The sequence below is a fragment of the Paucibacter sp. PLA-PC-4 genome, assembly GCF_026241155.1.
Classification (GTDB): domain Bacteria; phylum Pseudomonadota; class Gammaproteobacteria; order Burkholderiales; family Burkholderiaceae_C; genus Roseateles_E.
This window is the reverse complement of the sequence record NZ_JAPFGP010000016.1, coordinates 120,874-144,452: the sequence shown is the minus strand read 5'-3', so window position 1 is coordinate 144,452 and position 23,579 is coordinate 120,874. Positions and strand designations below refer to the sequence as shown.

The window sequence follows — 23,579 nt, the reverse complement described above, 5'->3', positions numbered from 1 at the left end:
CAGACAACTCTCCGAAGTGCCGACCACGAGCTCGGCTTCGTTATGTGCTGCTTGCCGGCCATCGAAGGCACAGCCGGGACGCGCTGGACATCACCGTGGAGGAGGCTCGGGTGGGGCACTATCCCCTGGAGAGGATGGAGCAGGCGTCCCCCCTCAACCATTGCTGTCAGCTATGATGCCGACTCTCCAGTCCCGCGGGATAGCCCGCAGTTCTGTGATCGTTCGGCGCCGGCCGTTGCCGGATCTGGGGTAGCGAGTCTTCTTAGGCGTTTCGAGCTCCAGATTCCTTCTCAGGTCTGCGTGCTGCAAGCGGTGTACCGTATGCAGGGCTTTCATGGAGTTTCTTGAGATGTCGCGGGACAGGGGAAGAGAGTTAAGTTGTTGAAGTGCGAGAGATCTCTGGTCTTGGCAGGTCTCGGGCCGTGCCCTAGAGTTTGGTTGACATTTGCTTTTGAAGCGGAGTGTCGCGAGTTGGGCTCCCGTGGCCCGATCAAGTTCCCCTCTTCATCAACAGCACCTCTGCCCGTAGCTCAACTGGATAGAGCAGCTGCCTTCTAAGCAGCAGGTCGGGGGTTCGAGTCCCTCCGGGCAGGCCAACATACTGGCTCGCAGCGATAGTGCTAACTAACCGCTGTCTAAGAAACACTCGGCGTGTCCAAGTTTCACCGCGATGGTTTGACCCGCTTGTGATACTTTCCCTCGACATAGTTCCGCGTCATCCCCTGCGATTTGCGCCCCAGTAGCTTCTGCGCGGCCGTGATGTCTTCCTCCCCCTCTTCGCCAAGCATCGCGTCGGCGTCGGCGCCGGCCCGGCCGAGCAGGTCGTGAATATTTAAATCGTCAACTCCAGGCCGGGTGCAGATGCGGTCCCATGCGCTACGCACGCCGGCACATGGGTAGCCAGTCCCGCGCTCCGACTTCAATACGATGCAGATCTTGTCGCCTCCGCCAGCGCCCACTGCGCTGCATCTTGAAGGGTTGTCATTCGGGCGTGTCCTCGATGATGAATAACGGAAGCGCAAGAAGCGGTGGCGCGACGTGGCGATGGGATGGACCCAGTGCTGCTGTGCGCGCCTGAGCCCAAAAGCATCAGAATCTTTAGAGTTCAACGTATCAGACACGCCCAGGAACCCGATGAAACGTTACGAGGCCTATGCCGAGTCCATTGCCCAGCGCATTCGCAGCGGCAGCCTGAAGCCGGGTGACCGCCTCCCATCGGTGCGCGAAGCCCGGGGACAGCAGGGGCTCAGTGCTTCGACGGTTTTCTCGGCCTACTACCTGCTGGAAACCCAGGGGCTGGTCGAAGCGCGGGCACGTTCGGGCTATTACGTACTATGCCCACCCGGGCGCAACGAGCCCGAGCCCGGCGCCAGCGAACCGCTGATTCACAGCATGGCGGTGGACGTCTCGGCCCTGGTTTTCCAGGTGCTGGCCCAGGCGCGCCAGCGCGAGTTGGTGCCGCTGGGTTCGGCATTCCCGTCGCCCACCCTGTTCCCGCTGGAGGCGCTGGCGCGTGGTATGGGGAGGGCGATGCGGGCCATGGATCCGTGGCGCACTGTGGAGGATATGTCACCGGGTAATGGCGAGCTGCGGCATCAGATTTCGTTGCGCTATGGCGTGGCTGGCATTGATGTGCCGCCGTCCGAGATTGTCGTGAGCAATGGCGCGATGGAAGCGCTGAACCTCTGCCTGGAGGTGAGTACACAGCCGGGCGATGTGGTGGCCATCGAGACGCCGTGCTTCTACGCCGCGCTGCAGGCCCTGGAGCGGCGCGGGCTGCGGGCGGTTGAGGTTGAGACCCATCCACGCACGGGCGTCGATCTGAACTCGCTGCAGCGTGTGCTGGCACAGCATCCGGTCAAGGCCTGCTGGTTCATGCCGACCTTCCAAAACCCGATGGGCGGCACCATGCCTGATCAGGCCAAGGCCAGCATGGTCGATATGCTGAGCGCACGGGGCATCCCGCTGATCGAGGACGATGTCTACGGCGAATTGCACCACGGCCCGCGCCGCCCGCCGCCGGCCAAGGCCTGGGACCGCGAGGGCTGGGTGATGCACTGCAGTTCCTTCTCGAAGTCGCTGGCACCTGGCTACCGGGTCGGTTGGGTGGCGGGCGGGCGTTTCGCGACCGAGCTGGGGCGGCACAAGCTGATGAACTCGTTGGCCGCCGCCTTGCCCTCGCAGCTGGCGCTGCAGGAGTTCTTGCAACAAAACAGCTTCGACCGGCACCTGCGCAGCCTGCGGCATGCGCTCGGCCGTCAGCAGGCCTCGGCGCTGCGTGTCATAGAGCGTGAGTTCCCCGCCGGCACGCGGGTGACCCGGCCCGAGGGCGGCTACTTTCTATGGGTTGAACTGCCGGATGCCGTGGACGCGTTGGAAGTGCATCGGCGCGCGATGGCCTGCGGCATCGGCGTTGCGCCCGGACATCTGTTCTCCGCTGACCAGCGCTACCGCCACCATCTGCGCATCAATCACGGCTATCCGGGCGACACCCGCTTTGAACCGGCGTTGTGCAGCCTGGGGCGCATCATTAGCGAGCTAGCCGAGCAGTGAGGGCTTGTGCGACGATCTGCCTGTAGCACCGGCAAAGCCGGGCACACTGCGCGTCCCTCGATGCGCGGATGACTGCAGTTTTAAGGAGGCCGCAGTTGACAGCACTACTCGCCACCGCCGTTGCGGAACTCGCGCGCGACAGCTCTCTGGGAGCTCATGTCGCTGCAAAACCATCCCTGGAACGCGCCCTGCACGCAATTCGCACACATCTGGGCATGGATGTCGCCTTCATCTCGGAGATGGTGGACGGCCGCCGGGTCTTTCGCCACGTCGATGCGCGCCCGGAAAACGACCTGGTGCAAGTTGGCAATTCCGATCCGGCGGAAGAAAGCTACTGCCAGCGCGTCATTGATGGCCGGCTGCCCGAGCTGATGACCGACGCGTGCTTGAACGCCGAGGCCCTGAGCCTGCCGGCAACACGTGCCTTGCCGGTCGGTGCGCATCTGAGCGTGCCGATCCGGCTTGGCGACGGGCAGGTGTATGGCACTTTCTGCTGCTTCAGCCACGCGCCGGACATCAGCTTAACGGCGCGGGATCTGGCGATGATGCGCGTCTTCGCCGAGATGGTCGCCGAGGAGATTCAGGAGGAGCTGTCGAAGCGCCAGGCCATCCAGGTGCTGGATCAGCGCATCGACACAGTGCTTGAATCTGGCGGCTTACAGATGGTCTACCAACCCATCTTCGATGTCCTGACGGGGCGTGCCATCGGCTTCGAGTCGCTGGCGCGCTTCTCGTCGGACCCCTACCGCGCGCCGGATGTATGGTTTTCCGAAGCCGCCATGGTGAACCGCGAACTGGAGTTGGAGTCCATAGCCATTCGCATCGCGCTAGGCGCGCTGGCGCAATTGCCCGCCGAGGTGTACATCGCCGTTAATGCCTCTCCCGAGATGATTGTCAAAGGCGACTTCGCCGACATGCTCAAAGGACTCCCGCTCAACAGAATCGTGGTCGAGGTGACGGAGCACCAGGCAGTCGAGCGCTACGAGGATGTTTCCGCCGTGATGCGCCCTCTGCAAGCACAGGGCCTACGTGTCGCGATTGACGACGCCGGCGCCGGCTATGCCAGCTTTCGACACATTCTGAATCTGCACCCTCACATCGTGAAGCTCGACATCAGCATCACCCGAGCCATCGACACTGATCACTCGCGGCGCGCTCTGGCGGCGGCCCTGCGCGGATTTGCTCTGGAGACTGGCTGCAGCATAGTCGCCGAGGGGGTCGAGACCTCGTCCGAGTTGGACACCCTGCGAGGACTGGGCATCGGCAGTGCGCAGGGCTATCACCTGGGCCGTCCCATGCCCCTGCACCAAGCGCAAGCGCTGATCCACTGAGCTTGGGGACGCGTCGGCTTGCGCCGCTTCAGAACACCGCATGGTCCCCGCGCTCGGGCAGCGCAGCCGAGCCTGCGGCCAGCTCGGCATAAAAACCTCGCAGCGTCTGTTGCCCTGTCGATGGTGTGGCGGCGGCGTCATAGCGGCCGGTGAGCGGGTCCAGCACCAGCATGGCCTCCGTCGCGTAGTAGCGGCCGATGCGTGCCAGCTCGGCCTTGCCGGCCAGTGTCGGCAGCGCCCGACCCAGGCCAGCGAGCACGGCGATGATGGCGTCGAGCAGCGTGACGGGCACCTGCTTGAACCGCGGCTCGCGGCCCAGCGCTTCGAACAGCAACTCCCCCTGCTCGCGCGGCGTGAGGGCCGGGCCGGGGCCGCCGATCGGCAGGATGCGGTTGCGGCGGCCGGGCTCATGAAGGCAGTCGGCGATGTAGTCTGCCAGATCGGCGTCGCTGATAGGCTTGCAGGCGGTCAAACGGCCGTCGCCGAAGACCAGAAAAGGCTTGCCCCGGCGCACCCGCTCGATCTGGCCCGACAGCGATTTGAAGAAGGCGGTGGGCCGCACGATGCTGTAGTCCATCCCCGATGCGATCAGCTCCCGCTCGAAGGCCAGCTTGGCCTGCTGGAAGGCGAGCAGCGGTTTCTGGACGCAGATCGCCGACAGCAACACCATCTGCGTGACGCCCGCTTGCTGCGCCGCCGCCAGCGCGAGCAGATGGGCCCGGTGGTCGATGGCCCAGGCCTCATGCGGTGCGCCAGTGCGCGAGGCCAGGCATGAGACGAGAGCGTCGAATCGCTCACCGCGAAAGCCGTCGGTGACCAGCGAGGTGGGTGAACAGACATCGCCAAAGCGCACGGCGGCACCCGCCAGCAGACGTTCGCTGTCGCTGCGTGTCATCCGGGCGCCGACACCGGAGCGAGGTCGCACCAGGCAGACAACCTCATGGCCGCGCCGCAGCAGCGCGCGCACGGTGGCCTGACCGATCGTGCCAGTGGCACCCAGCATGAAGACGCGCCGGGCCGTCATGATCTGATACCCTTCGCCCGACGCGGCATCCGGAAAGGCAGCAGCGCCTGAACCCAGGGCTGGCGAAAGCGCTGCAGCGACAGGCTTTCGTGCACGGCCATGCTGCCGTCCAGCGGATCGCGCAGGAGCGAGCGGCTGTAGAAGGGGCCGCTCTCCAGCGTGGCCAGCAAATCCGGCGCTTGCGAGGCGCGTGTGCTGCGCGCCAGCCCCCAAGCCGTTCCCGGTAGCGGGCAGTCGGGCGGCAGCGGGCGCTGGGCGATGCGCCCTTGCGCATCGATGTCCAGCGCCAGCGCTCGCCGCTCGCCGCTCAGCGGCTGAACTTCATAAAGCACCCTACATCCCGCATGCGCGCACAGCGCGGCGCGCGACCATTGCCAGCTGTGGAAGTCTTGCTCCAGCGGACGGCTGCCCCAGTTGGCATCGAGATAAGCATCCCCTCGCCAGCGCAGGCCGCGCGGCGCCTGGAAGTCCAGCTCGACCCGCGCTACCGGACTGATCGGCTGCCACAGATGCCGGCCGGCGGTGTCCAGCGCAAAGGCTTGGCCCGGTAGCAACTGCGGCTCAAGCCGGATCCGGCCGCGCAGGCGCCGCGGCCAGGGTACCGTCCATTCGTTGACCTCGATGTGCAGCGTCCCATCGTCCTGCCAGGCCAGGCGGCTGGGGCCGATCTGCAGCTGCTCAGCGCTGCGCCGCAGCTGAGGCTCGCCGCGCTCGGTCATGGCCCACAGACGCTTGTAGTCGGCCCGACCCGGCGGGCGGTGGTAAAGCGCGATGTTGAGCGCGCAATGGGCGGTTGGCTGCACCGCTTCGCCATGGCGACGGCGTGCCCAGGCATAGTAGGGCGAGAACACGCTGCCGATGAAGGCGATCAGGGTCAGCGCATAGGCGCTGCCGTCGGGTTGCGGGTCGCTCAGCGCGTCGAGATACCACCATGCGTAAGCAGGGCCCCGCCCGTCGCGCGCGCCCATCGGCGTGTCGAATGCAGGGCCGCGCATATCTGCTCGGCGGCCCGTTGACCCGACAGCGCCGCCATCGGCACGCCCGGTCCCGGATGCACCGACCCCCCAGCCAGAAACAGGCCCGGCACCTTCGTGCGGCCATCCGGGCGCGCGTAGAAGCTGGCCCGCCAGCCCTGGCTGGCCGGGCCGTAAAGCGCGCCCCCGGTCGCCGGAAACAGCTGCGCAAAGTCCTGCGGCCGGGTGCACAGTGGCGCATGCGGGCCCGGTCTCAGCCGCAGGCCCGCACGGCCGAGTTGATCCCACATCTTCTGCTGGCATCGCGCAATCTCCGGTTCGCTCAGCGCGCGGGCGCTGTTGGGGCCCAGGGCATGGGTCATGGCCGGGGCATTGATGAGGCACATCAGCCGCTCGGCCCGCTGCGGCGAGCGGCCGCTGGCATCGCCAGCGCGGTCCTGCGCACAGACATAGACGGTCTGTGTCTCGGGCAAGCGTCCCTGGGAGACCGCATCGAACTCGGCGCGGTAGTGCTCGGGCGGGCCGAAGAACACATTGTGGTGGGACAGCTCGAAGCCCCCGGCCTCGACCTCGGCATGGCAGTGCCAGGTCAGCGCCGACAGCGACCGCGGCGGCGGCGTCGCAGGCAGGCCCAGCGCCTGCTGCACCGGCAGGCCCAGTAGGCCGCTGGCCAGCGCATGGGCGTCGCCGTTGAACAGCACCGCGTCGGCGGCGAGGAGCTCGCCGTCCTGCAGCTCGACGCCGCCGACCGCACCGTCCGCGCGCATCAGCAACTGACGAACTTCGCAGCCATATCGGTAGCTCGCGCCCTGCTGACGGCCGGCTGCGGCCAGGGCCTGTGCCAACCGGTATATGCCGCCCTCGATCTGCCAGACCGCCTCGCGCTCCACATGGGCTACGAGCATCAGTGTGGCCGGTGCTTCGAAAGGTGAGGAGCCGCAGTAGGTGGCGTAGCGGCCGAAGAGCTGGCGCAGGCGCGGGTCATGGAAGTAGCGACCCAGCGCCGTCCATAAGCTCGTGAAGGGCGAGATACGCAGCAATTGCCGCAGGCCAGATGGCCCTTGTTGGCGCAGCACGCGCCAGGCTAGCGAGCCGGGCGTCGGCCGGCTGCTCTGCATGAAGGGCCGGTCCAGGGTCCGATAGACGGCGCCGGCGCGCTCGCAAAAGGCGCGGTAGCGCTGCGACTCGGCCGCGCCGCTGAACTCGGCGATGGCCGCGACGCTGGTTTCCAGATCGGCCGACAGGTCCAGGCGCTGATCGGCACCCCAGGCATGGCGGGCCAGCACGCTGCATCGGCGCAGGCTCAGGTGCTGATCCAGGCTCAGGCCCAGGCGCTCGAACAGCGCGTCGAACACCCAGCGCATCGTGAGCACCGTGGGACCGCCGTCCAGGCTTTGAGGCCCCAGCTCGATCTGGCGCATCTTGCCGCCAGGCGCGCTGGCCCTCTCCAGCACCTGCACCTCGACGCCGCCGCGGGCCAGCAAGGCTGCGGCCACCAGCCCGCCGATGCCGGCTCCCACCACCAGCACCCGGGGAGGACGAAGCGGTGCGCAGGGCAGGGCGTTGACGCGCATTGACGCAATCTCCATGTGTGTCTATTCTAGTTGACACATGATAATGTAATTCGCAAACGACGGGCGGTCGTTCTGCGGGTTCCGTCAGCAAAGGCTCCCTCTATGCCCTACCCAGACCGAATCGAACGCGCGCTTCGCGCCAGCCTTACTGCCAGTCTGCAAAGCGGCCATCCGCCCAAGCTGGCCGCCGCGATGCAGCATGCAGTGTTCCCCGGCGGCGCGCGCATTCGGCCGACGCTGTGCCTGGCTGTGGCCCAGGCCTGCGGCGAGGACGATCCTGGCCTCAGCGAAGGCGTGGCGGCGGCCATCGAGCTGCTGCATTGCGCCTCGCTGGTGCATGACGATCTGCCTTGCTTTGATGCGGCTGACACGCGGCGCGGCCGGCCCTCGGTGCAGCGCGCCTTCGGCGAACGGCTGGCCGTGCTGGCCGGCGACGCCCTGATCATTGCAGCCTTCGAGGTGCTTGGTGGTCGGGCTCGCCGCCATCTCTCGCGTCTGCCGGTGTTGCTGCGGACAGTCTGCCACGGCGTCGGCATGCCTATGGGCATTGTCGCCGGCCAGGCCTGGGAGTGCGAGCCCCAGCTCTCGCTGCGCGAGTACCAGCAGGCCAAGACCGGCGCCCTGTTCGCTGCCGCGACCATGGCCGGCGCGCAAGCGGCCGGTGCCGACGGCACGCCTTGGCGCGCGCTGGGCGAGCAGCTGGGCCAGGCCTATCAGGTGGCCGACGACATCCGCGATGTGGCCCTGGACTCCAGCGCCACCGGCAAGCCCGGTGGGCAAGACCTCGCCCTGGGGCGGCCCAGCATGGCCCGCGAGCTGGGGTTGGAGGGCGCGCTGGCCGAGTTCCACCGGCTGGTGCAGGCCACGCTGCTGACCGTGCCGGTCTGCCCGGGGGCGGCGCAGTTCCGTCAGCTGATCCGGCACGAGGCCGAGCGCCTGGTGCCGCCGCAGTTGATCGAGCGACTTGCTGCAGCGGCCTGAGCCATGGAAACGGTCGAGGCTCAAGCCCATTGGAGCGATGCGCCGCTGGCCTGGCGCGACCGGGTGCTGAGCAGCGCCGGCTTTCGGCGCTGGGCCGAGGCCTTTGTGCCCACGCGCTGGATCGCGCGCCGGCGTGCCGCTGCGCTATTCGATCTGCTGGCCGGCTTTGTCTACTCGCAGGTGCTGCTGGCTTGCGTGCGCCTGCGCCTGTTTGATCTGCTCGCCGCGCATGGGCCGCTGACGATGGCTGCGCTGGCGCAGCGTCTGAGCCTGCCGCTTGCCGGCACCGAGCGGCTGGTGCTGGCGGCCGTATCGCTGCGGCTTCTGGACGTTCGTTCCCAAACCGGTGGTGACCGGCGCTACGGTCTGGGTGCGTTGGGTGCGCCAATGGTCGGCAACACCGCCCTGGCGGCGATGGTGGATCACCATGGCGCGCTGTACCTGGATCTGGCGGATCCGGTGGCGCTGCTGCGTGGCGAGCCCGCCTCGACGCAGCTGGCCAGCTTCTGGCCGTACTCGGGATCGGCTGCTCCCGGTGGCCTGGCGGCGCCGCAGCTGGCCGCCTACTCGGCGCTGATGGCTGCCTCGCAGCCGCTTGTGGCCGAGCAGCTCTTGCAGGCCTACCCACTGCGGCGCCATCGCCGACTGCTCGATGTTGGCGGCGGGGATGGCGCGTTTGCCTGTGCGGCTGCTGCGCACGCGCCGGGCCTGCAGCTGCAGGTCTTCGATCTGCCCGGTGTGGCGCTGAGGGCACGCGAACGCTTCGAGTGCGCCGGCCTGGCGGCGCGCTGCAGCGCCGTGGGTGGCGACTTCTTCCGCGACGCCTTGCCGCCGGGCGCCGATCTGATCACGCTTTTGCGTGTCGTGCATGACCACGATGACGCTCAGGTGCTGATCCTGCTGCGCGCAGTCCGTCAGGCCCTGGCTGCGGGCGGACGGCTGCTGCTGGCCGAGCCGTTGGCCGAGACGCCGGGCGCTGAGGCCATGGGCCATGCTTATTTCGGCTTCTACCTGATGGCCATGGGCCAGGGGAGGCCGCGCAGCGAGGCAAGGCTGCGTGAATTGGCGATGCAGGCCGGCTTCGGGCGGGTCCGGCGGCTGCGCACGCGCATGCCATTGCAGACCGGTCTGTTGCTGCTTGATTCAGCCTGACAGTTCTGAGTGTAAATATTAGTTGACGTTTTGCTGTGTCTGCATAAGATGACTGCATGGGATCAAGAGATTCCGTCCTCAGGAGATCCGCTGATGAACACCCTGGCCGTGGTGATTGACCGCCCCGAGCATCTGACCCTCGCTCAGCTGCGGCTGCCGGCGATGGAAGACGGCGATGTGGTGGTCGAGGTCGAATGGAGCGGCATCAGCACCGGCACCGAGCGCCTGATCTGGACTGGCACCATGCCCATGTTCCCCGGCATGGGTTATCCGCTGGTGCCGGGTTATGAGGCTGTCGGCCGGGTGATTGCGGTCACACCGCAGAGCACACAGTGGATAGGCCAGCGGGTCTTCGTGCCTGGCGCGCGCTGCTTTGGCGAAGTCAAGGGTTTGTTCGGCGGCTCGGCCTCGCGCTTGGTCGTGCCCGGTGCCAAAGTCGTGCCGGTCGAGGAAAGACTCGGCGAGCAGGCCGTCCTGCTCGCCCTGGCCGCGACCGCTTATCACAGCGTAGCCGGCGGCGGCCAGGATGTGCCGTTTGCGCCGCCGGATCTGATCGTCGGCCACGGCGTGCTGGGGCGCCTGCTGGCGCGCATGAATGTGGCCGCCGGTATCAGGGATTTCACCGTATGGGAGACCAACCCGGCGCGCGCCGCCGGCACGATGGGCTATACGGTAATGCACCCGGACGATGACAAGCGCCGCGACTACAAGGCCATCTACGACGTCAGCGGCGATTCGAGTCTGCTCGACACGCTCATCGCCAGGCTCGCACCCGGCGGTGAGGTGGTGCTGGCGGGCTTCTATTCGAAGCCACTGTCGCTGAACTTCGCCCCGGCCTTCATGCGCGAGGCGCGCATCCGCGTGGCCGCGGAGTGGAAGCGGCCCGACATGCTGGCGGTCAACGCCTTGCTGCACGCCGGCCGGCTGTCGCTGGACGGCCTGCTCACCCACTGCGAGCCGGCCGAGCAGGCCGGCGGCGCTTACCAGCAGGCCTTCAACGATGCCGGCTGCCTGAAGATGGTTCTGGACTGGAGACACCACGCATGAGCAGCTCAAGCATCCCGGCGGTCGCGCCGATGGTTTTCCAGCCTCGCATGGACGCCTTGCGCGCGGAGGCCGCCATCGAGCCCGATGCTCCAGCAACAGGCCCGGTCACCAAGACCACGCAGATTATCGCGATCTACGGCAAAGGCGGCATCGGCAAGAGTTTCACGCTGGCCAATCTCAGCTACATGATGGCCCAGCAGGGCAAGAAGGTGCTGCTGATCGGCTGCGACCCGAAGAGCGACACCACCAGCTTGCTGTTCGGCGGCAAGGCCTGCCCTACGATCATTGAGACGAGCAGCAAGAAGAAACTGGCCGGCGAGGCGGTGGCCATCGGCGATGTCTGTTTCAAGCGCGACGGCGTCTATGCCATGGAGCTGGGTGGCCCCGAGGTCGGCCGCGGATGCGGCGGGCGCGGCATCATCCACGGCTTCGAGACGCTGGAGAAGCTCGGCTTTCACGACTGGGGTTTCGACTACGTGCTCTTGGACTTTCTCGGCGATGTGGTCTGCGGCGGCTTCGGCCTTCCGATTGCGCGCGACATGTGCCAGAAGGTCATCGTGGTCGCCAGCAACGACCTGCAGAGCCTGTACGTGGCCAACAACGTCTGCAGCGCGGTGGAGTACTTCCGCAAGCTCGGTGGCAATGTCGGCGTGGCCGGCATGGTGATCAACAAGGATGATGGCACAGGCGAGGCGACCGCCTTCGCGCAGGCGGTGGGCATCCCGGTGCTGGCGGCCATCCCCGCCAACGAGGACATCCGCCGCAAGAGCGCCAGCTACGAAATCATTGGCCGGCCCGGCACGCAATGGGCCTCGCTGTTCGAGACCCTGGCCACCAATGTCGGCGAGGCGCCGCCGGTGCGGCCCAAGCCGCAGACCCAGGACCAGCTGCTGGGCCTTTTCTCTGCCGAGGTCACCGGGCGCGATTTCATGATGGAGCCTGCCACGTTGTTCGACATGGTGGGCAAGACCGAGTTGATCAAGCCGACGCTTGAAGTGATCTACGACGCGGCCTGATCATGTCCAACTGCCACGCCGCCCCCGAGCTCGCACAAGCGACCAGTGACGCCACGCGCGAAACGCTGGAGCGCTACGCTGCCGACTACCCCAAGGGCCCGCACGACCAGCCGCAGAGCATGTGCCCGGCCTTTGGCGCGCTGCGGGTGGGCCTACGGATGCGGCGCACCGCCACCATCCTCAGCGGCTCGGCCTGCTGTGTCTACGGCCTGACTTTCACCTCTCACTTCTACGGCGCCAAGCGCAGCGTCGGCTATGTGCCCTTCAACAGTGAGAGCCTGGTAACTGGCAAGCTGTTCGAGGACATCCGCGACTCTGTCCACGAGCAGGCTGATCCGGCCAAGCTCGATGCACTGGTGGTGATCAACCTCTGCGTACCCACCGCTAGCGGCGTGCCGCTGCAACTGCTGCCCAAGCAGATCAACGGGGTGCGCATCATCGGGGTCGACGTGCCGGGCTTTGGCGTGCCCACCCATGCCGAGGCCAAGGACGTGCTGGCCGGTGCGATGCTGAAGTACGCGCGCGGCGAGGCCGAGGCCGGGCCGGTCGCCGCGCCGACCGGCTGGCGCGAAAAGAAGCTGCAGACTGGGCGGCCCACGGTGAGCCTACTCGGCGAGATGTTCCCGGCCGACCCGGTGGTGCTGGGCATGCTGCTGGAGCCCATGGGCTTGGCGGCCGGGCCGGTAGTGCCGACGCGCGAATGGCGGGAGCTCTATGCTGCGCTGGACTGCACGGTGGCCGCTGCCATTCATCCCTTCTACACCGCCTGCGTGCGCGAGTTCGAGGCTGCCGGGCGGCCGGTGATCGGCTCTGCCCCGGTGGGCCATGACGGCACCGAGGCCTGGCTGCAAGCCATCGGCATGGCGGCGAACGTGCCGCAGGCGTTGATCGATGCGGCCAAGCAGAAATTCCTTCCCGCGATCAAGGGCGCACTGGCGCGCTCACCGATCAAGGCTCGGGTGACGGTCAGCGGCTACGAAGGCTCGGAGCTGCTGGTGGCGCGGCTGCTGGTCGAGAGTGGCGCCGAGGTGCCTTATGTGGGCACCGCCTGCCCGCGCACCCGTTGGAGCGACCCCGACCGCGAATGGCTGCAGGCGCGCGGCGTGCATGTGCAGTACCGCGCTTCGCTGGAGCAGGACCTGGCGGCGCTGGCCGAGTGCAAGCCAGACCTGGCCATCGGCACGACGCCGGTGGTGCAGAAGGCCAAGCAGCTGGCACTGCCAGCGCTGTACTTCACCAACCTGATTTCGGCCCGCCCGCTGATGGGCCCGGCCGGGGCCGGCTCGCTGGCCCAGGTGGTCAACGCGGCGATCAGCAACAAGCATCGGTTCGCGCAGATGCGCGAGTTCTTCGGCGAGGTGGGTTCAGGCTATGCGGCCGGTATCTGGGAAGACATTCCACGCGACCGTCCCGAGTTCAAGGCCGACACACGTCGCCAGGTCATCAAACTGATCAAACGCCGCAAGGCAGAGGAGATGATTTGATGTGCGATCACCTGAACCCTCGCAGCGCCCGTCTGGTCTGCTTGGCGCGCGTCCTTCCTCAGCCGCGCCGCCGGATCGCCCATCGCGGCCCGCTGCGCTCCATCGCGGCACGCTACTGCGGTTTTCGTCGCTGCGTCGAATGGGGAAGTGCCACATGCTAGTGCTGGACCACGACCGGGCAGGCGGCTACTGGGGTGCCGTCTATGTCTTCACCGCGATCAAGGGCCTGCAGGTTGTGATCGACGGGCCTGTTGGTTGCGAGAACCTGCCGGTGACCTCGGTGCTGCACTACACCGACGCCTTGCCGCCGCATGAGCTGCCCATCGTCGTGACCGGCCTGGCCGAGGAGCAGCTTGGCCGCGAAGGCACCGAGGGTTCGATGAAGCGCGCCCATGCGACGCTGGACCCGGACCTGCCCAGCGTGGTCGTGACCGGCTCGATCGCCGAGATGATTGGCGGCGGCGTCACGCCCGAGGGCACGACGATCGCTCGATTTCTTCCGCGCACCATCGACGAGGATCAGTGGCAGTGCGCGAACCGTGCGATGTTCTGGCTGTGGACCGAATATGGCGTCAAGAAGGTGCCGGCCCGCACGCCCTTTGATCAGCGACACGCTGGCGAGAAACCGCGTGTCAACCTGATCGGCCCCTGCTACGGGCAGTTCAACGGCGCGAGCGATCTGCACGAAATCCGTCGTCTGGTCGAAGGCATCGGTGCCGAGGTCAACATGGTCTTCCCGCTGGGCAGCCATTTGGCCGATGTCGTGAACCTGGTGAACGCCGACGTCAACGTGTGCCTCTACCGCGAATTCGGCCGCATGCTCTGCGAGGCGCTGGAGCGGCCCTATCTGCAGGCTCCGATCGGCCTGCACAGTACCACCGCATTCCTTCGCGAGCTCGGCAGCTTGCTGCATCTGGACCCCGAGCCCTTCATCGAGCGCGAGAAGCACACCACGATCAAGCCGATCTGGGATCTGTGGCGTTCAGTCACTCAGGACTTCTTCGCCACCGCCAGCTTTGCGGTAGTGGCCAGCGAGACCTATGCGCGCGGCCTGCGACATTTCTTCGAGGACGAGCTGGGCCTGCCCTGTAATTTCGCGGTCGCACGAAAGCCCGGAGAGAAGACTGACAACGCCGCGATCCGTGCACTGGTGCATGAAAAGCCGCCGCTGGTGATGTACGGCAGCTTCAATGAGCGCATGTATATGGCTGAGGCTGGTAGCAAGGGACCGATGAAGCCGGCATTCATCCCCGCTTCGTTCCCCGGCGCCATCATCCGCCGCGCCACCGGCACGCCCTTCATGGGCTATGCCGGCGCGACCTATCTGGTGCAGGAATTCTGCAACGCACTGTTCGATGCGCTCTTTCACATACTTCCGCTGGGCACCGAGCTCGACCAGGCCGAGGCCACGCCGGCCCGGGCGCTGCCCGAGATGGGCTGGACGCAGGAAGCCAAGGAGCTGCTGGACGAATTGCTGGAGGCGCAGCCGGTGCTGCTTCGCATCTCGGCGGCCAAGCGCCTGCGCGACCGCGCCGAGGCGGCGGCGCGCGCACGCGGTGCGGCGGCAGTGGCGACCCTGGACATCGAGGGCCATACCCGGCAGCTGGCCGCAGCGGCGCTCGGAGCATTGACGTGAATACCAGTCTTGCCTTGGGCTGTGGCCCGTGGAAGTCCCTGCCGCGCGGGAGCTGCGCGGTACTGGCCGCAAGGCTTTTTTGAGGAGCTATCGCTATGGCTGACAACAGAACAGGCTCGTTATCCGGGCTGACTGAGAACGAAGCCCGGGAATTCCACGGCATTTTCATGTCCAGCTTCATTGGCTTCACGGCGGTTGCCGTGGTCGCCCATGTGCTGGTGTGGATGTGGCGTCCCTGGCTCTGAATCGTTGAAGGAGGCCCGTCATGGCTGAGATCACCACCGTCCCCGTCAACCATGCGGCTTTGCAGGACTCCAAGGCTTACGAGGCGCTGTTTTTCGTGAGTTTTGTGTTCGTGCTGATGATCGCCGTCGCCGCCCAGCTGCTGTTGCTGAAGTGGCGTCGCTGGTTCCCGGGCGCGGAGAGCGAGAAATCGCTGATCAAGGGTGTGAGGGCAGGTGTCTACACCTTCATGTCGCACCTTAACTAGGAGAGATAAGCATGTGGAGAATTTGGTTGTTGTTCGACCCGCGCCGAGCGCTGGTTGCTTTGTTCGCTTTCTTGTTCGTACTGGCACTGGTGATTCACTTTGTGCTCTTGAGTACCAACAAGTTCAACTGGCTCGATGGACCCAGGACGCAGGCGGTGAGTCAGAACTCATCGATGCCCGCACCGGCGCCGAAGTAGTCACCGGCCTCGACCCATCGAAGCCACGGCGCGGGTTGACTCCCGCGCCGTGTCCGGACCGCAAAGGGCCCCGCCAGTCGCGGGCGCCCTCTACCTGAGGTGGCAAGCATGGCTATGCTGAACTTCGAGAGAAAGTACCGCGTACGCGGCGGCACCCTGCTGGGAGGCGATTTGTTCGACTTCTGGGTAGGCCCGTTCTACGTCGGCTTTTTCGGTGTGACCACGGCGTTTTTCTCGCTGGTCGGCATCCTGCTGATTGTCTGGGGAGCGTCGCAGGGCGGCACCTGGAACCTCTGGCAGATCAATATCGCGCCCCCCGACCTGAAATACGGTCTCGGCATGGCGCCGCTGATGGAGGGCGGACTCTGGCAGCTGATTACCGTCTGCGCCATCGGCTCCTTTGTCTCCTGGGCACTGCGCGAGGTCGAGATCTGCCGCAAACTGGGCATCGGCTACCACGTGCCCTTCGCTTTCTCGGTGGCAATCCTGGCCTACGTCACGCTGGTGGTGATACGGCCCGCGCTGATGGGCGCCTGGGGACATGGCTTTCCCTACGGCATCATGAGCCATCTGGACTGGGTGTCCAACACCGGCTACCAGTACCTGCACTTCCACTACAACCCGGCGCACATGCTGGCGGTGAGCTTCTTCTTCGCCACCACCTTCGCGTTGAGCCTGCACGGCGCGCTGATCCTGTCGGCCACGAACCCGGCCAAGGGCGAGGTGGTCAAGACGGCCGAGCACGAGAACACCTTCTTCCGTGACGCCATCGGCTACTCGATCGGCACCCTGGGTATCCACCGCCTGGGTCTGTTCCTGGCGCTGTCGGCCGGCTTCTGGAGCGCGGTCTGCATCGTCATCAGCGGCCCCTTCTGGACCCGCGGCTGGCCCGAGTGGTGGAGCTGGTGGCTGAACCTGCCGGTCTGGCGCTGAGCGCTCAACAAGTCCAAAAAGCCGAGGAGACTCATCATGGCTGCGGAATATCAGAATCTTTTCACCAGCGTCCAGGTCGCGGCGCCGTCCTATCCCGGCGTGCCGCTGGGGCGTGACGAGTACCAGCGCGAGGGCAAGGGACTGCACTTGCATTGGCTGGGGCGCCTCGGTGATGCGCAGATCGGGCCGATCTACCTGGGCTGGCTGGGCATTGCCTCGCTGATCTGCGGCTTCATTGCCATCGAGATCATTGGTCTGAATATGTGGGCCTCGGTCGGCTGGGATCCGGTGCAGTTCGCTCGCCAGCTGTTCTGGCTGGCGCTGGAGCCGCCGCCACCGGCCTACGGCCTGTCGCTGCCGCCGCTGAACCAGGGCGGCTGGTGGTTGCTGGCCGGCTTCTTCCTGACCATGGCCATCCTGCTGTGGTGGGCCCGCATGTACCGGCGCGCGCGCAAGCTCGGCATGGGCACCCATGTGGCCTGGGCCTTTGCCGCGGCGATCTGGCTCTACCTGGTGCTGGGCTTCATCCGGCCTATTCTGATGGGCAGTTGGGGTGAGGCGGTGCCTTTCGGCATCTTCCCGCATCTGGACTGGACGGCGGCCTTCTCGCTGCGCTACGGCAATCTGTTCTACAACCCCTTCCACATGCTCAGCATCGCCTTCCTCTACGGCAGCACGCTGCTGTTCGCGATGCATGGCGCCACCATCCTGGCGGTCAGCCGCTTCGGCGGCGAACGCGAAATCGAGCAGATCACCGACCGCGGCACCGCCAGCGAACGGGCAGCTCTCTTCTGGCGCTGGACGATGGGCTTTAACGCGACGATGGAATCCATTCATCGCTGGGCCTGGTGGTTTGCCGTGCTGTGCCCGCTGACAGGAGGCATCGGCATTCTCCTGACCGGCACCGTGGTCGATAACTGGTATCTGTGGGCCGTCAAGCACGGCGTCGCGCCGCTGTACCCGGCGGTGTTCCAGCCCATCGTCGATCCGGCCCTGCAAGTCCTGGGAGCCAAGCCATGAGCCGCCTACACCTGAACCACTGGTGCGCCGCCTGCTGGACCCTGCTGCGCAATGGTTTCGGCGGATCGTCGGTGAGCCTGGCCATTCAGGCGCAATTGCCGGCGCAGCCGCAGCCCGGTGCCTTGTTGACTGGAGAGCAGCCATGATGAATCAACATCCCTTGCGCCTGATCGGGCTGGGCCTGCTGTGCGGCCTGCTCGCGGCCTGCGAGCGGCCGCCGGTCGACACTGTGCAGCGCGGCTACCGCGGCACCGGCATGGAGCAGGTTTACAACCCGCGCCTGATGGCCGAGCAGGCCGCCCTCCACGAGGCACCGGCGCCGCTGGAGCCGGCATCGCCCGATGGTCCGAAGGCCGGGCAGGTTTACCAGAATGTCAAGGTGCTGGGGAACCAGAGTGTGGCCGAGTTCAGCCGCACCATGGTGGCGATGACCAATTGGGTATCGCCCAAGCAGGGCTGCGTGCATTGTCACAATGTGCAGAACTTCGCCGACGACTCGCTCTACACCAAGGTGGTCGCGCGCCGCATGCTGCAGATGACGCAGAAGATCAACAGCGACTGGCAAAGCCATGTTGCCAAAACCGGCGTCACCTGCTTTACCTGCCATCGCGGCGAACCGGTGCCCAAGGAGGTCTGGTTCCAGCCGCTGGCGCCCAAAGGCGCGAACAGCTTCGCCGGCGACCTGGCCGGACAGAACGCGCCGGCCGCCAGCGTCGGCCTGGCGTCTTTGCCCAATGATCCCTTCAGCGCCTTCCTGCTCGGCGACGCTCCGATTCGCGTGGCCGGCGAACAGGCCTTGCCGGACGGCAACCGGCAATCGACCAAGCAGGCCGAGTGGACCTATGGGCTGATGATGCACATGTCCAAGTCGCTCAACGTCAACTGCACCCAGTGCCACAACACCCGCAGCTTCGGCGACTGGAACGGCAGTTCGCCGCCGCGCCTGTCGGCCTGGCACGGCATCCGCATGGCGCGCGAGCTGAATCTGGAGCATATGTTGCCGCTGACCGACACCTTCCCGGTCAACCGCCTCGGGCCTGGCGGGGATGTCGCCAAGGTCAACTGCGCTACCTGCCACCAGGGCGCCCACAAGCCGCTGTATGGCGCCGAAATGGCCAAGCACCACCCCGAGCTGCTGGTCAAGACTGGCCCGGCGCCGGCTGGCGGCACGGCGCTGACGACGGAGGAGCTGAAAGTGCTGGAAGTCCTCCCGACGACGCCGGCCAAGCCGGCAGCCCCTGGCTGAGCTGTCGGCACGCGAGCCGAAGCGCGGGTTTCCGGCAGGTGCCGGGCCGGCCTACGATCCAGCTGTCTGTGATAAGTTCAAGCAGTATCTCCGGGCGCCGCGCCAGCGCAGCTCCCGGGCTTCATCACTCGATCGAGGCCGCCTCAGGTGTCCACAGATTCCGAAGACTCTGATCTCAGCGCGCTGTCGCCCCTGGCCAGCGAACTGGCCAACACCATTGCGCGCGTGGCCAGCGATATCGCCTTGGTCATCGACAAGGATGGCGTGATCTCGGCCGTTGCCGAGGGCCAGGCCGTACAGGCCCAGGGCTGTGGCGACTGGGTCGGCCAGCGTTGGGTCGACACGGTCACCGTCAGTACCCGCGGCAAGATCCAGTCTCTGCTCGACGAGGTCACGAACGAGGGCGTCGTCTCGCGCCGACGCGAGGTCAGTCATCCAGCCCAGGGCGGGCAGGAGCTGCCGTTGACCTGGGCGGCGATACGTCTGGGCGCCGACGGTCCGGTGCTGGCGGTCGGCCGCGATCTTCGCGCGGTGGCCGCGATCCAGCAGCGCTTTGTCGAAGCGCAGCAAGACATGGAGCGCCATTTCTGGAGCCGCCGCCAGGCCGAGAGCCGCTATCAGCTGCTGTTCCAAGTTGCCAATGACGCGGTGCTGGTGCTGGATGCGCTGGACCTGAAGGTGTTGGAGGCCAATGCGGCTAGCGCCGCGCTGCTCGGCTATGAGCCCGGCCTGATACAGGGCAGGGCGCTGAGCGAGCGTCTGCCGCCCTCGGCGCGGGCTGCGGTGCTCGAGCTGCTGGCCACGGCGCGCAGCAGCGGTCGCGCCGGCGAGATCCGCGTACGCGCCCCGGCCGGCGTGCTGGACATCTCGGCCACGCCGTTCCGGGCCGATGAGGCCCAGCTAATACTTGTGCGGGCGCGCCGCGAGGATGCGGCCAACGCTGACAGCCTGGCGCTCGCACGCATGGCTGAGTTCGTCGAGACCACGCCCGATGCGGTGGTCATCACCGATTCGGCCGGTGCCATCCTCATGGCCAACCCTGCATTTCTGCGCCTGGCCCACCAGGCCAACGAGCTGGCGCTGCGCGGCCGGCCCATGTCCGAGTTGCTGCTTGACGCCGACGGCGGCTGGGCGCAGATGATCGCGCGGGTGCGCAGCGCCGGCATCGTCAGCAGCGCCTCGCTGGAGGTTGGCTCGCCCAGCGGCGAGCCGCAGACCGTACAGGTTACGGCGGCGCTGATGACCGATGGCGAGCAGGCGTGCCTGGGTTTCATCCTACGACCGGGTGGGCCGGCGATGCCGCTGCGGACGGCCGGCGACGATGTGCTTGCCGGTCTGCTCGACCAGGTCGGCCAGGTGCCGTTGGCAGACCTGCTGGTGGAGGTGGCGCACCGGGCCGAGCGGCAGCTGATCGCCAATGCCTTGCTGCGCAGCAGCGGCCGGCGCGACGTGGCTGCCGAGGCGCTGGGCATGACGAGCGAGGCGCTGGGTCTGCGCATGCAGCGCCATGGGCTGTCGGGGCTGGGCTATCTGCCGGGTAACGGCGGCTCCACGCAACTGATCAACTGAAGCACTGACTGAACGACGCACCAAGCATCGATGCAAGCCTCGAAGCAAGTGGCACCCGCCTTCGGCCAGGCCGACCTCAGCAACTGCGAGCGCGAGCTGATCCATCTGGCCGGCTCGGTGCAGCCGCATGGCGCGCTGCTGGTCTTGCGCGAGAGCGCCGATCTGCTGGTGCAGCAGTGCAGCGGCAATGTCGCACGCCTGCTGGGCCTGCCGGCAGAGGCGCTGCTGCAGCGGCCGCTGGCGCTGCTCGGCGGCGATGTGGCCGAGCGGGTGGCGGCGCTGCTTCGGCCGCCGCAACAGCATCAAGCCAACAGCGGCCACGCCGATCTGCGCGAGGCCGTGATGCTGCAATGCAGCATCGGGCCGACCGGGCGCCGCTTCGACGGCGCTCTGCACCGGCTGGCCGAGGGCGGGCTGGTGCTGGAACTGGAGCCGGCGACGACCTCGGCCTCAGCCGAAACCGGTGGCATGGAACTGCAAGACTTGACCCCCGAGCAGATGGCAGCCACGCTGTCCGACGCACTGCAGCGCTTCGGCGCCGCGCCCTCGGTGGGCGTGCTGGCCGATGCGGTGGTCGAGGTTCTGCACCATCTGACCGGCTATGACCGCGTGGTGGTCTACAAATTCGACCCCGACGGCCATGGCAAGGTGATCGCCGAGGCGCGGCACCCGCGGCTGGAGTCGCTGTTGGGCCACCACTACCCGGCCAGCGACATTCCGCAGCGCGCCCGCGCCCTCTATCTGCTCAACCGGGTACGCATGCTGGTCGATGTGAACGCCCAGCAGGCTCCGCTGTTGCCGGCTCTGCGGCCCGAGACCGGTGCGCCGCTGGACATGTCGCTGTGCCAGCTGCGCAGCATGTCGCCCATCCATCTGCAGTACCTGCGCAATATGGGCGTGACGGCCACGCTGACCGCCTCGCTGGTGCGCGAGGGTCAGCTCTGGGGCCTGATCGCCTGCCACCACTACTCGCCGCGCCATCTGCGCTGCACGCTGCGCTCGGCTGCCGATCTGCTGGCCGAGGTGGCCTCCACCCGCATCTCGGCCATTGAGAACTATGCTCACGCCCAGGTGGCGCTGATGGTACGCCGGCTCGAGCAGCGCCTGGTCGAGGCGACTTCGACTGAGGGCGAATGGCGCTATGCGCTGTTCCGAAACCCGCGCACCCTGCTACAGCCGCTCGAGGCCACTGGCGCTGCGCTGTTCTGCGAAGGCGAGGTGCTGGTGTCGGGCGAGACGCCGTCCACGCCCGAGCTGCGCGCTTTGCTGGCCTGGGTGCAGGCGCAGCAGCCGGTGCCGGTTGACGAGCCCTTTGCCTGCGCCTCGGTCGGTCAGGCGAACCCCGCGCTGGCGAGTCTCACGCCAACGGCCAGCGGCGTGCTGGCCGTGCGCCTGTCCACCAACAGCCCCGACTGGCTGATGTGGTTTCGCAAGGAGCAGCTGCAAAGCGTCACCTGGGCCGGTGATCCGTCCAAGCCCATGGTGGCCAACAATCCGCTGGAGCTGTCGCCGCGCCGCTCCTTCGCGGCCTGGTCCGAGATCGTGCGCGGCACAGCCGTGCCTTGGTCGAGCACCGAGCTGGCGCTGGCGCGCGGCATCGGTGTGGCCCTGGTGGACATCATCGTGCAGGTGCAGGCGGTGCGATTACTGATCGCCGAGCACCAGTTGGTGCAGATCCGCGGCGCGGTGGCCGGCTCGCGCGAACCGGTGCTGGTGGCCAATGCCGAGGGCCGCGTGGTGTTCGCCAACGAGGCCTTGGTGGTCTTGCGCGGCGCGCCGGTCGAGAAGGGCGGTGAGATCTCCGGCCTGTTCGCCGCTGCCCCCGCCGTGCAGCGGGCTCTGGCCGAGATGCGCCGCTCCCAGCACGGCTGGCGCCGCGAACTCGATCTGCTCGGCGCCGACGACACGCTGGTGCCGATGGCCGTCCACGCCGAGCCCGTCAGCGGCCGCGACGGCCAGGCCCTGGGATATGTGCTGACCCTGCTCGACCTGCGCGAAGCCCGCCGCGCTGACACCGCCCGGCTCAACCTGGAAAGCACCTTACGCCTGGCCGCGCAGCACACGCGAAGCGAAGCCAACGAACCAGACGGCGTGATCGCCGCCATCCTCACCAACGCCAGCCTCGCCGCCATGGACATCGCCGACGCCCGCGGAGGCCCCCCGGTCGCGCCGCTATTACAGGAACTGGAGAACTCGACGCGCAGGGCGGCTGGGCTGTATGCGCAGATCAGGAGTTCTTCGGGGTAGGGGCCAGAGCTGATGAGTGCTCAGGCGCGGCGTGAGAGCTTAGCTCTTCGATGGCGACCCGGTAGTGGCAAGACAGCTCGAGGCGGCATGCGATCCGCGGATTTCCCGGCTCTCGAGTTGTTACCGTAAGCAACAATCATTGGACAGTTCGCCGGCTGAGCGGCTACGGGCCCTCCAGTATCGGCCATTCGCCGACGCGAGAGCCGAGTTTGACAATGACCCGCGGAGCTGGGAAGGTCAGCTATGGCTTCTATGGCCTAGGAAGTGGCTGTAGCGACCCGATGACTGACAGTGAGGAGTCGGCGAAGCAGTCCTGTGCGAGGCTTAGTTCTGTACAGCTGCCGCAAGCAAGCCGACCTCACGATGCTGTGCGACGGCCAAGCCCAGCAGAGCCGTTCGGGGCGAGGTCTGGGACAACTCGGCCACGGAGAGGTAATTTTCCCAGCCTAAAGACCGCAAGAGTGGCCCGCAAGGGCAGTCGCTCGCGCGAGTAGGCCAGGTCAGATGTGTTCGACCTCATCGAGCAGTTCTGGGTGATGTCCCGACGCACCGGCAGTCGAGGCCCCGCTATCTCGGCCCTCTAGACTTCGGGCAAGTTGGAAAGGCTTAGATCGTTGTGTACCGGACTCTCAGCGGTCGAGGGTGCTGACGAGCGCTACAGCGATGAGGATTCCGGCAAAAGTCAGTATTGCAGCGAAGGTCGCGAAGAGCCTCTTTTTCTAAGGTCAGGTTGTTCTTTTGGCATGTGGCGGTTTTGCGACCCGAACGTTGACTACGGGTGGGGGTGTGACCAGCCCGCGCTTTGCGCGGTGGGTTGGCCAGACACCGCGGGGTGGAACTACACAACGCGCTCATTGTTTTAAAATGATTAAAATGACATTTATGATTGTGTGGCTTTGCTCGGAATGGCGATTTCGTCTCTAGGCTAGACGGTGTCGCAACTCCGCTATTCGACCTGAGACCCAGTCGCAGATGCTGCCGCCCTGCCTTCTTCAAGAGCCCGAGCACTCTAGATTGGGGAAGTAGACGAATACGATGCTTCTGGCTTCGTGCCCTTCATGCGCACCAGTTCGGGATCAGTGATGTGACCTTTTTGGCAGTTCAT

21 protein-coding genes and 1 tRNA gene are annotated in these 23,579 nt (G+C 66.5%); 18 read left to right on the top strand and 4 right to left on the bottom strand.

All coding sequences use genetic code 11. The features are described 5' to 3' along the window. Positions 1-519: 519 nt before the first annotated feature. A tRNA-Arg gene (locus OOZ63_RS22435) sits at positions 520-596 on the top strand. Between the two features lie 66 nt (positions 597-662). On the opposite strand, the gene OOZ63_RS22430 is transcribed toward OOZ63_RS22435, so the two are convergent. Further along, the gene (locus OOZ63_RS22430; RefSeq protein ID WP_266007858.1) at positions 663-884 is read right to left on the bottom strand and encodes a hypothetical protein; all 222 of its coding nucleotides are present in this window, start codon (positions 882-884) and stop codon (positions 663-665) included. Positions 885-1,134: 250 nt separating this feature from the next. On the opposite strand from OOZ63_RS22430, the gene OOZ63_RS22425 reads away from it, so the two are divergent. Next, positions 1,135-2,553: a PLP-dependent aminotransferase family protein gene (locus tag OOZ63_RS22425; protein WP_266007857.1), complete on the top strand. Its 1,419-nt coding sequence runs from the start codon at positions 1,135-1,137 to the stop codon at positions 2,551-2,553. 95 nt (positions 2,554-2,648) lie between these two features. Beyond that, entirely contained in the window at positions 2,649-3,884 is a 1,236-nt protein-coding gene (locus OOZ63_RS22420) for an EAL domain-containing protein (RefSeq protein ID WP_266007856.1), read from the top strand. 28 nt (positions 3,885-3,912) lie between these two features. Here OOZ63_RS22420 and OOZ63_RS22415 read toward each other — a convergent pair whose 3' ends face one another. The 3 genes from OOZ63_RS22415 to crtD are packed head-to-tail and all read right to left on the bottom strand — an operon-like array spanning position 3,913 to position 7,456. Next, a complete protein-coding gene (locus tag OOZ63_RS22415) occupies positions 3,913-4,908 on the bottom strand; it encodes an NAD(P)H-binding protein (RefSeq protein WP_266007855.1) in 996 nt (331 codons plus the stop codon). Then, a complete protein-coding gene (locus OOZ63_RS22410) occupies positions 4,905-5,903 on the bottom strand; it encodes a carotenoid 1,2-hydratase (protein ID WP_266007854.1) in 999 nt (332 codons plus the stop codon). Before OOZ63_RS22410 ends, OOZ63_RS22415 begins: the two co-directional genes overlap by 4 nt. Beyond that, complete coding sequence (gene crtD / locus OOZ63_RS22405; protein ID WP_266007853.1) at positions 5,819-7,456, bottom strand: 1-hydroxycarotenoid 3,4-desaturase CrtD; 1,638 nt, start codon at positions 7,454-7,456, stop codon at positions 5,819-5,821. The genes OOZ63_RS22410 and crtD overlap by 85 nt, the downstream gene beginning before the upstream one ends. 102 nt (positions 7,457-7,558) lie before the next feature. Between crtD and OOZ63_RS22400 the strand changes: the two genes are divergently transcribed. The 15 genes from OOZ63_RS22400 to OOZ63_RS22330 all read left to right on the top strand — a co-directional run bounded on the left by OOZ63_RS22400 (position 7,559) and on the right by OOZ63_RS22330 (position 22,474). Then, positions 7,559-8,437 (top strand): polyprenyl synthetase family protein, encoded by an 879-nt coding sequence (locus OOZ63_RS22400; protein WP_266007852.1) that lies wholly within the window; start codon positions 7,559-7,561, stop codon positions 8,435-8,437. Positions 8,438-8,440: 3 nt separating this feature from the next. After that, positions 8,441-9,589 (top strand): methyltransferase, encoded by a 1,149-nt coding sequence (locus OOZ63_RS22395; protein WP_266007851.1) that lies wholly within the window; start codon positions 8,441-8,443, stop codon positions 9,587-9,589. 93 nt (positions 9,590-9,682) lie between these two features. Further along, the gene (gene bchC / locus OOZ63_RS22390) at positions 9,683-10,636 is read left to right on the top strand and encodes a chlorophyll synthesis pathway protein BchC (protein ID WP_266007850.1); all 954 of its coding nucleotides are present in this window, start codon (positions 9,683-9,685) and stop codon (positions 10,634-10,636) included. Then, positions 10,633-11,652 carry a chlorophyllide a reductase iron protein subunit X gene (locus OOZ63_RS22385; protein WP_266007849.1) on the top strand — a complete coding sequence of 340 codons (1,020 nt, stop codon included), beginning with the start codon at positions 10,633-10,635 and terminating at the stop codon, positions 11,650-11,652. Before bchC ends, OOZ63_RS22385 begins: the two co-directional genes overlap by 4 nt. 2 nt (positions 11,653-11,654) lie before the next feature. Continuing rightward, on the top strand, positions 11,655-13,136 hold the full coding sequence (gene bchY / locus OOZ63_RS22380; protein ID WP_266007847.1) for a chlorophyllide a reductase subunit Y: 1,482 nt from the start codon (positions 11,655-11,657) through the stop codon (positions 13,134-13,136). A 154-nt stretch (positions 13,137-13,290) separates the two neighbouring features. Beyond that, positions 13,291-14,772, top strand: coding sequence for a chlorophyllide a reductase subunit Z (bchZ, locus tag OOZ63_RS22375; protein WP_266007846.1), 1,482 nt, complete (start codon positions 13,291-13,293; stop codon positions 14,770-14,772). Between the two features lie 95 nt (positions 14,773-14,867). Continuing rightward, positions 14,868-15,017, top strand: a complete 150-nt coding sequence (gene pufB / locus OOZ63_RS22370) for a light-harvesting antenna LH1, beta subunit (protein WP_137940796.1) — start codon at positions 14,868-14,870, stop codon at positions 15,015-15,017. A 20-nt stretch (positions 15,018-15,037) separates the two neighbouring features. Next, positions 15,038-15,262, top strand: coding sequence for a hypothetical protein (locus OOZ63_RS22365; RefSeq protein ID WP_137940795.1), 225 nt, complete (start codon positions 15,038-15,040; stop codon positions 15,260-15,262). Between the two features lie 11 nt (positions 15,263-15,273). Beyond that, positions 15,274-15,459 carry a light-harvesting antenna LH1, alpha subunit gene (gene pufA / locus OOZ63_RS22360; RefSeq protein WP_133701504.1) on the top strand — a complete coding sequence of 62 codons (186 nt, stop codon included), beginning with the start codon at positions 15,274-15,276 and terminating at the stop codon, positions 15,457-15,459. Between the two features lie 108 nt (positions 15,460-15,567). Further along, positions 15,568-16,392: a photosynthetic reaction center subunit L gene (gene pufL, locus OOZ63_RS22355; RefSeq protein ID WP_137940794.1), complete on the top strand. Its 825-nt coding sequence runs from the start codon at positions 15,568-15,570 to the stop codon at positions 16,390-16,392. A 36-nt stretch (positions 16,393-16,428) separates the two neighbouring features. Continuing rightward, the gene (gene pufM, locus OOZ63_RS22350; RefSeq protein ID WP_266007845.1) at positions 16,429-17,412 is read left to right on the top strand and encodes a photosynthetic reaction center subunit M; all 984 of its coding nucleotides are present in this window, start codon (positions 16,429-16,431) and stop codon (positions 17,410-17,412) included. Then, positions 17,409-17,558 carry a hypothetical protein gene (locus tag OOZ63_RS22345; protein ID WP_266007844.1) on the top strand — a complete coding sequence of 50 codons (150 nt, stop codon included), beginning with the start codon at positions 17,409-17,411 and terminating at the stop codon, positions 17,556-17,558. Before pufM ends, OOZ63_RS22345 begins: the two co-directional genes overlap by 4 nt. Beyond that, the gene (pufC, locus tag OOZ63_RS22340) at positions 17,558-18,658 is read left to right on the top strand and encodes a photosynthetic reaction center cytochrome PufC (RefSeq protein ID WP_266007843.1); all 1,101 of its coding nucleotides are present in this window, start codon (positions 17,558-17,560) and stop codon (positions 18,656-18,658) included. Before OOZ63_RS22345 ends, pufC begins: the two co-directional genes overlap by 1 nt. A 147-nt stretch (positions 18,659-18,805) precedes the next feature. Then, positions 18,806-20,227: a PAS domain-containing protein gene (locus tag OOZ63_RS22335; protein WP_266007842.1), complete on the top strand. Its 1,422-nt coding sequence runs from the start codon at positions 18,806-18,808 to the stop codon at positions 20,225-20,227. A 30-nt stretch (positions 20,228-20,257) separates the two neighbouring features. Beyond that, complete coding sequence (locus tag OOZ63_RS22330) at positions 20,258-22,474, top strand: GAF domain-containing protein (protein ID WP_266007841.1); 2,217 nt, start codon at positions 20,258-20,260, stop codon at positions 22,472-22,474. Positions 22,475-23,579: the final 1,105 nt, after the last annotated feature.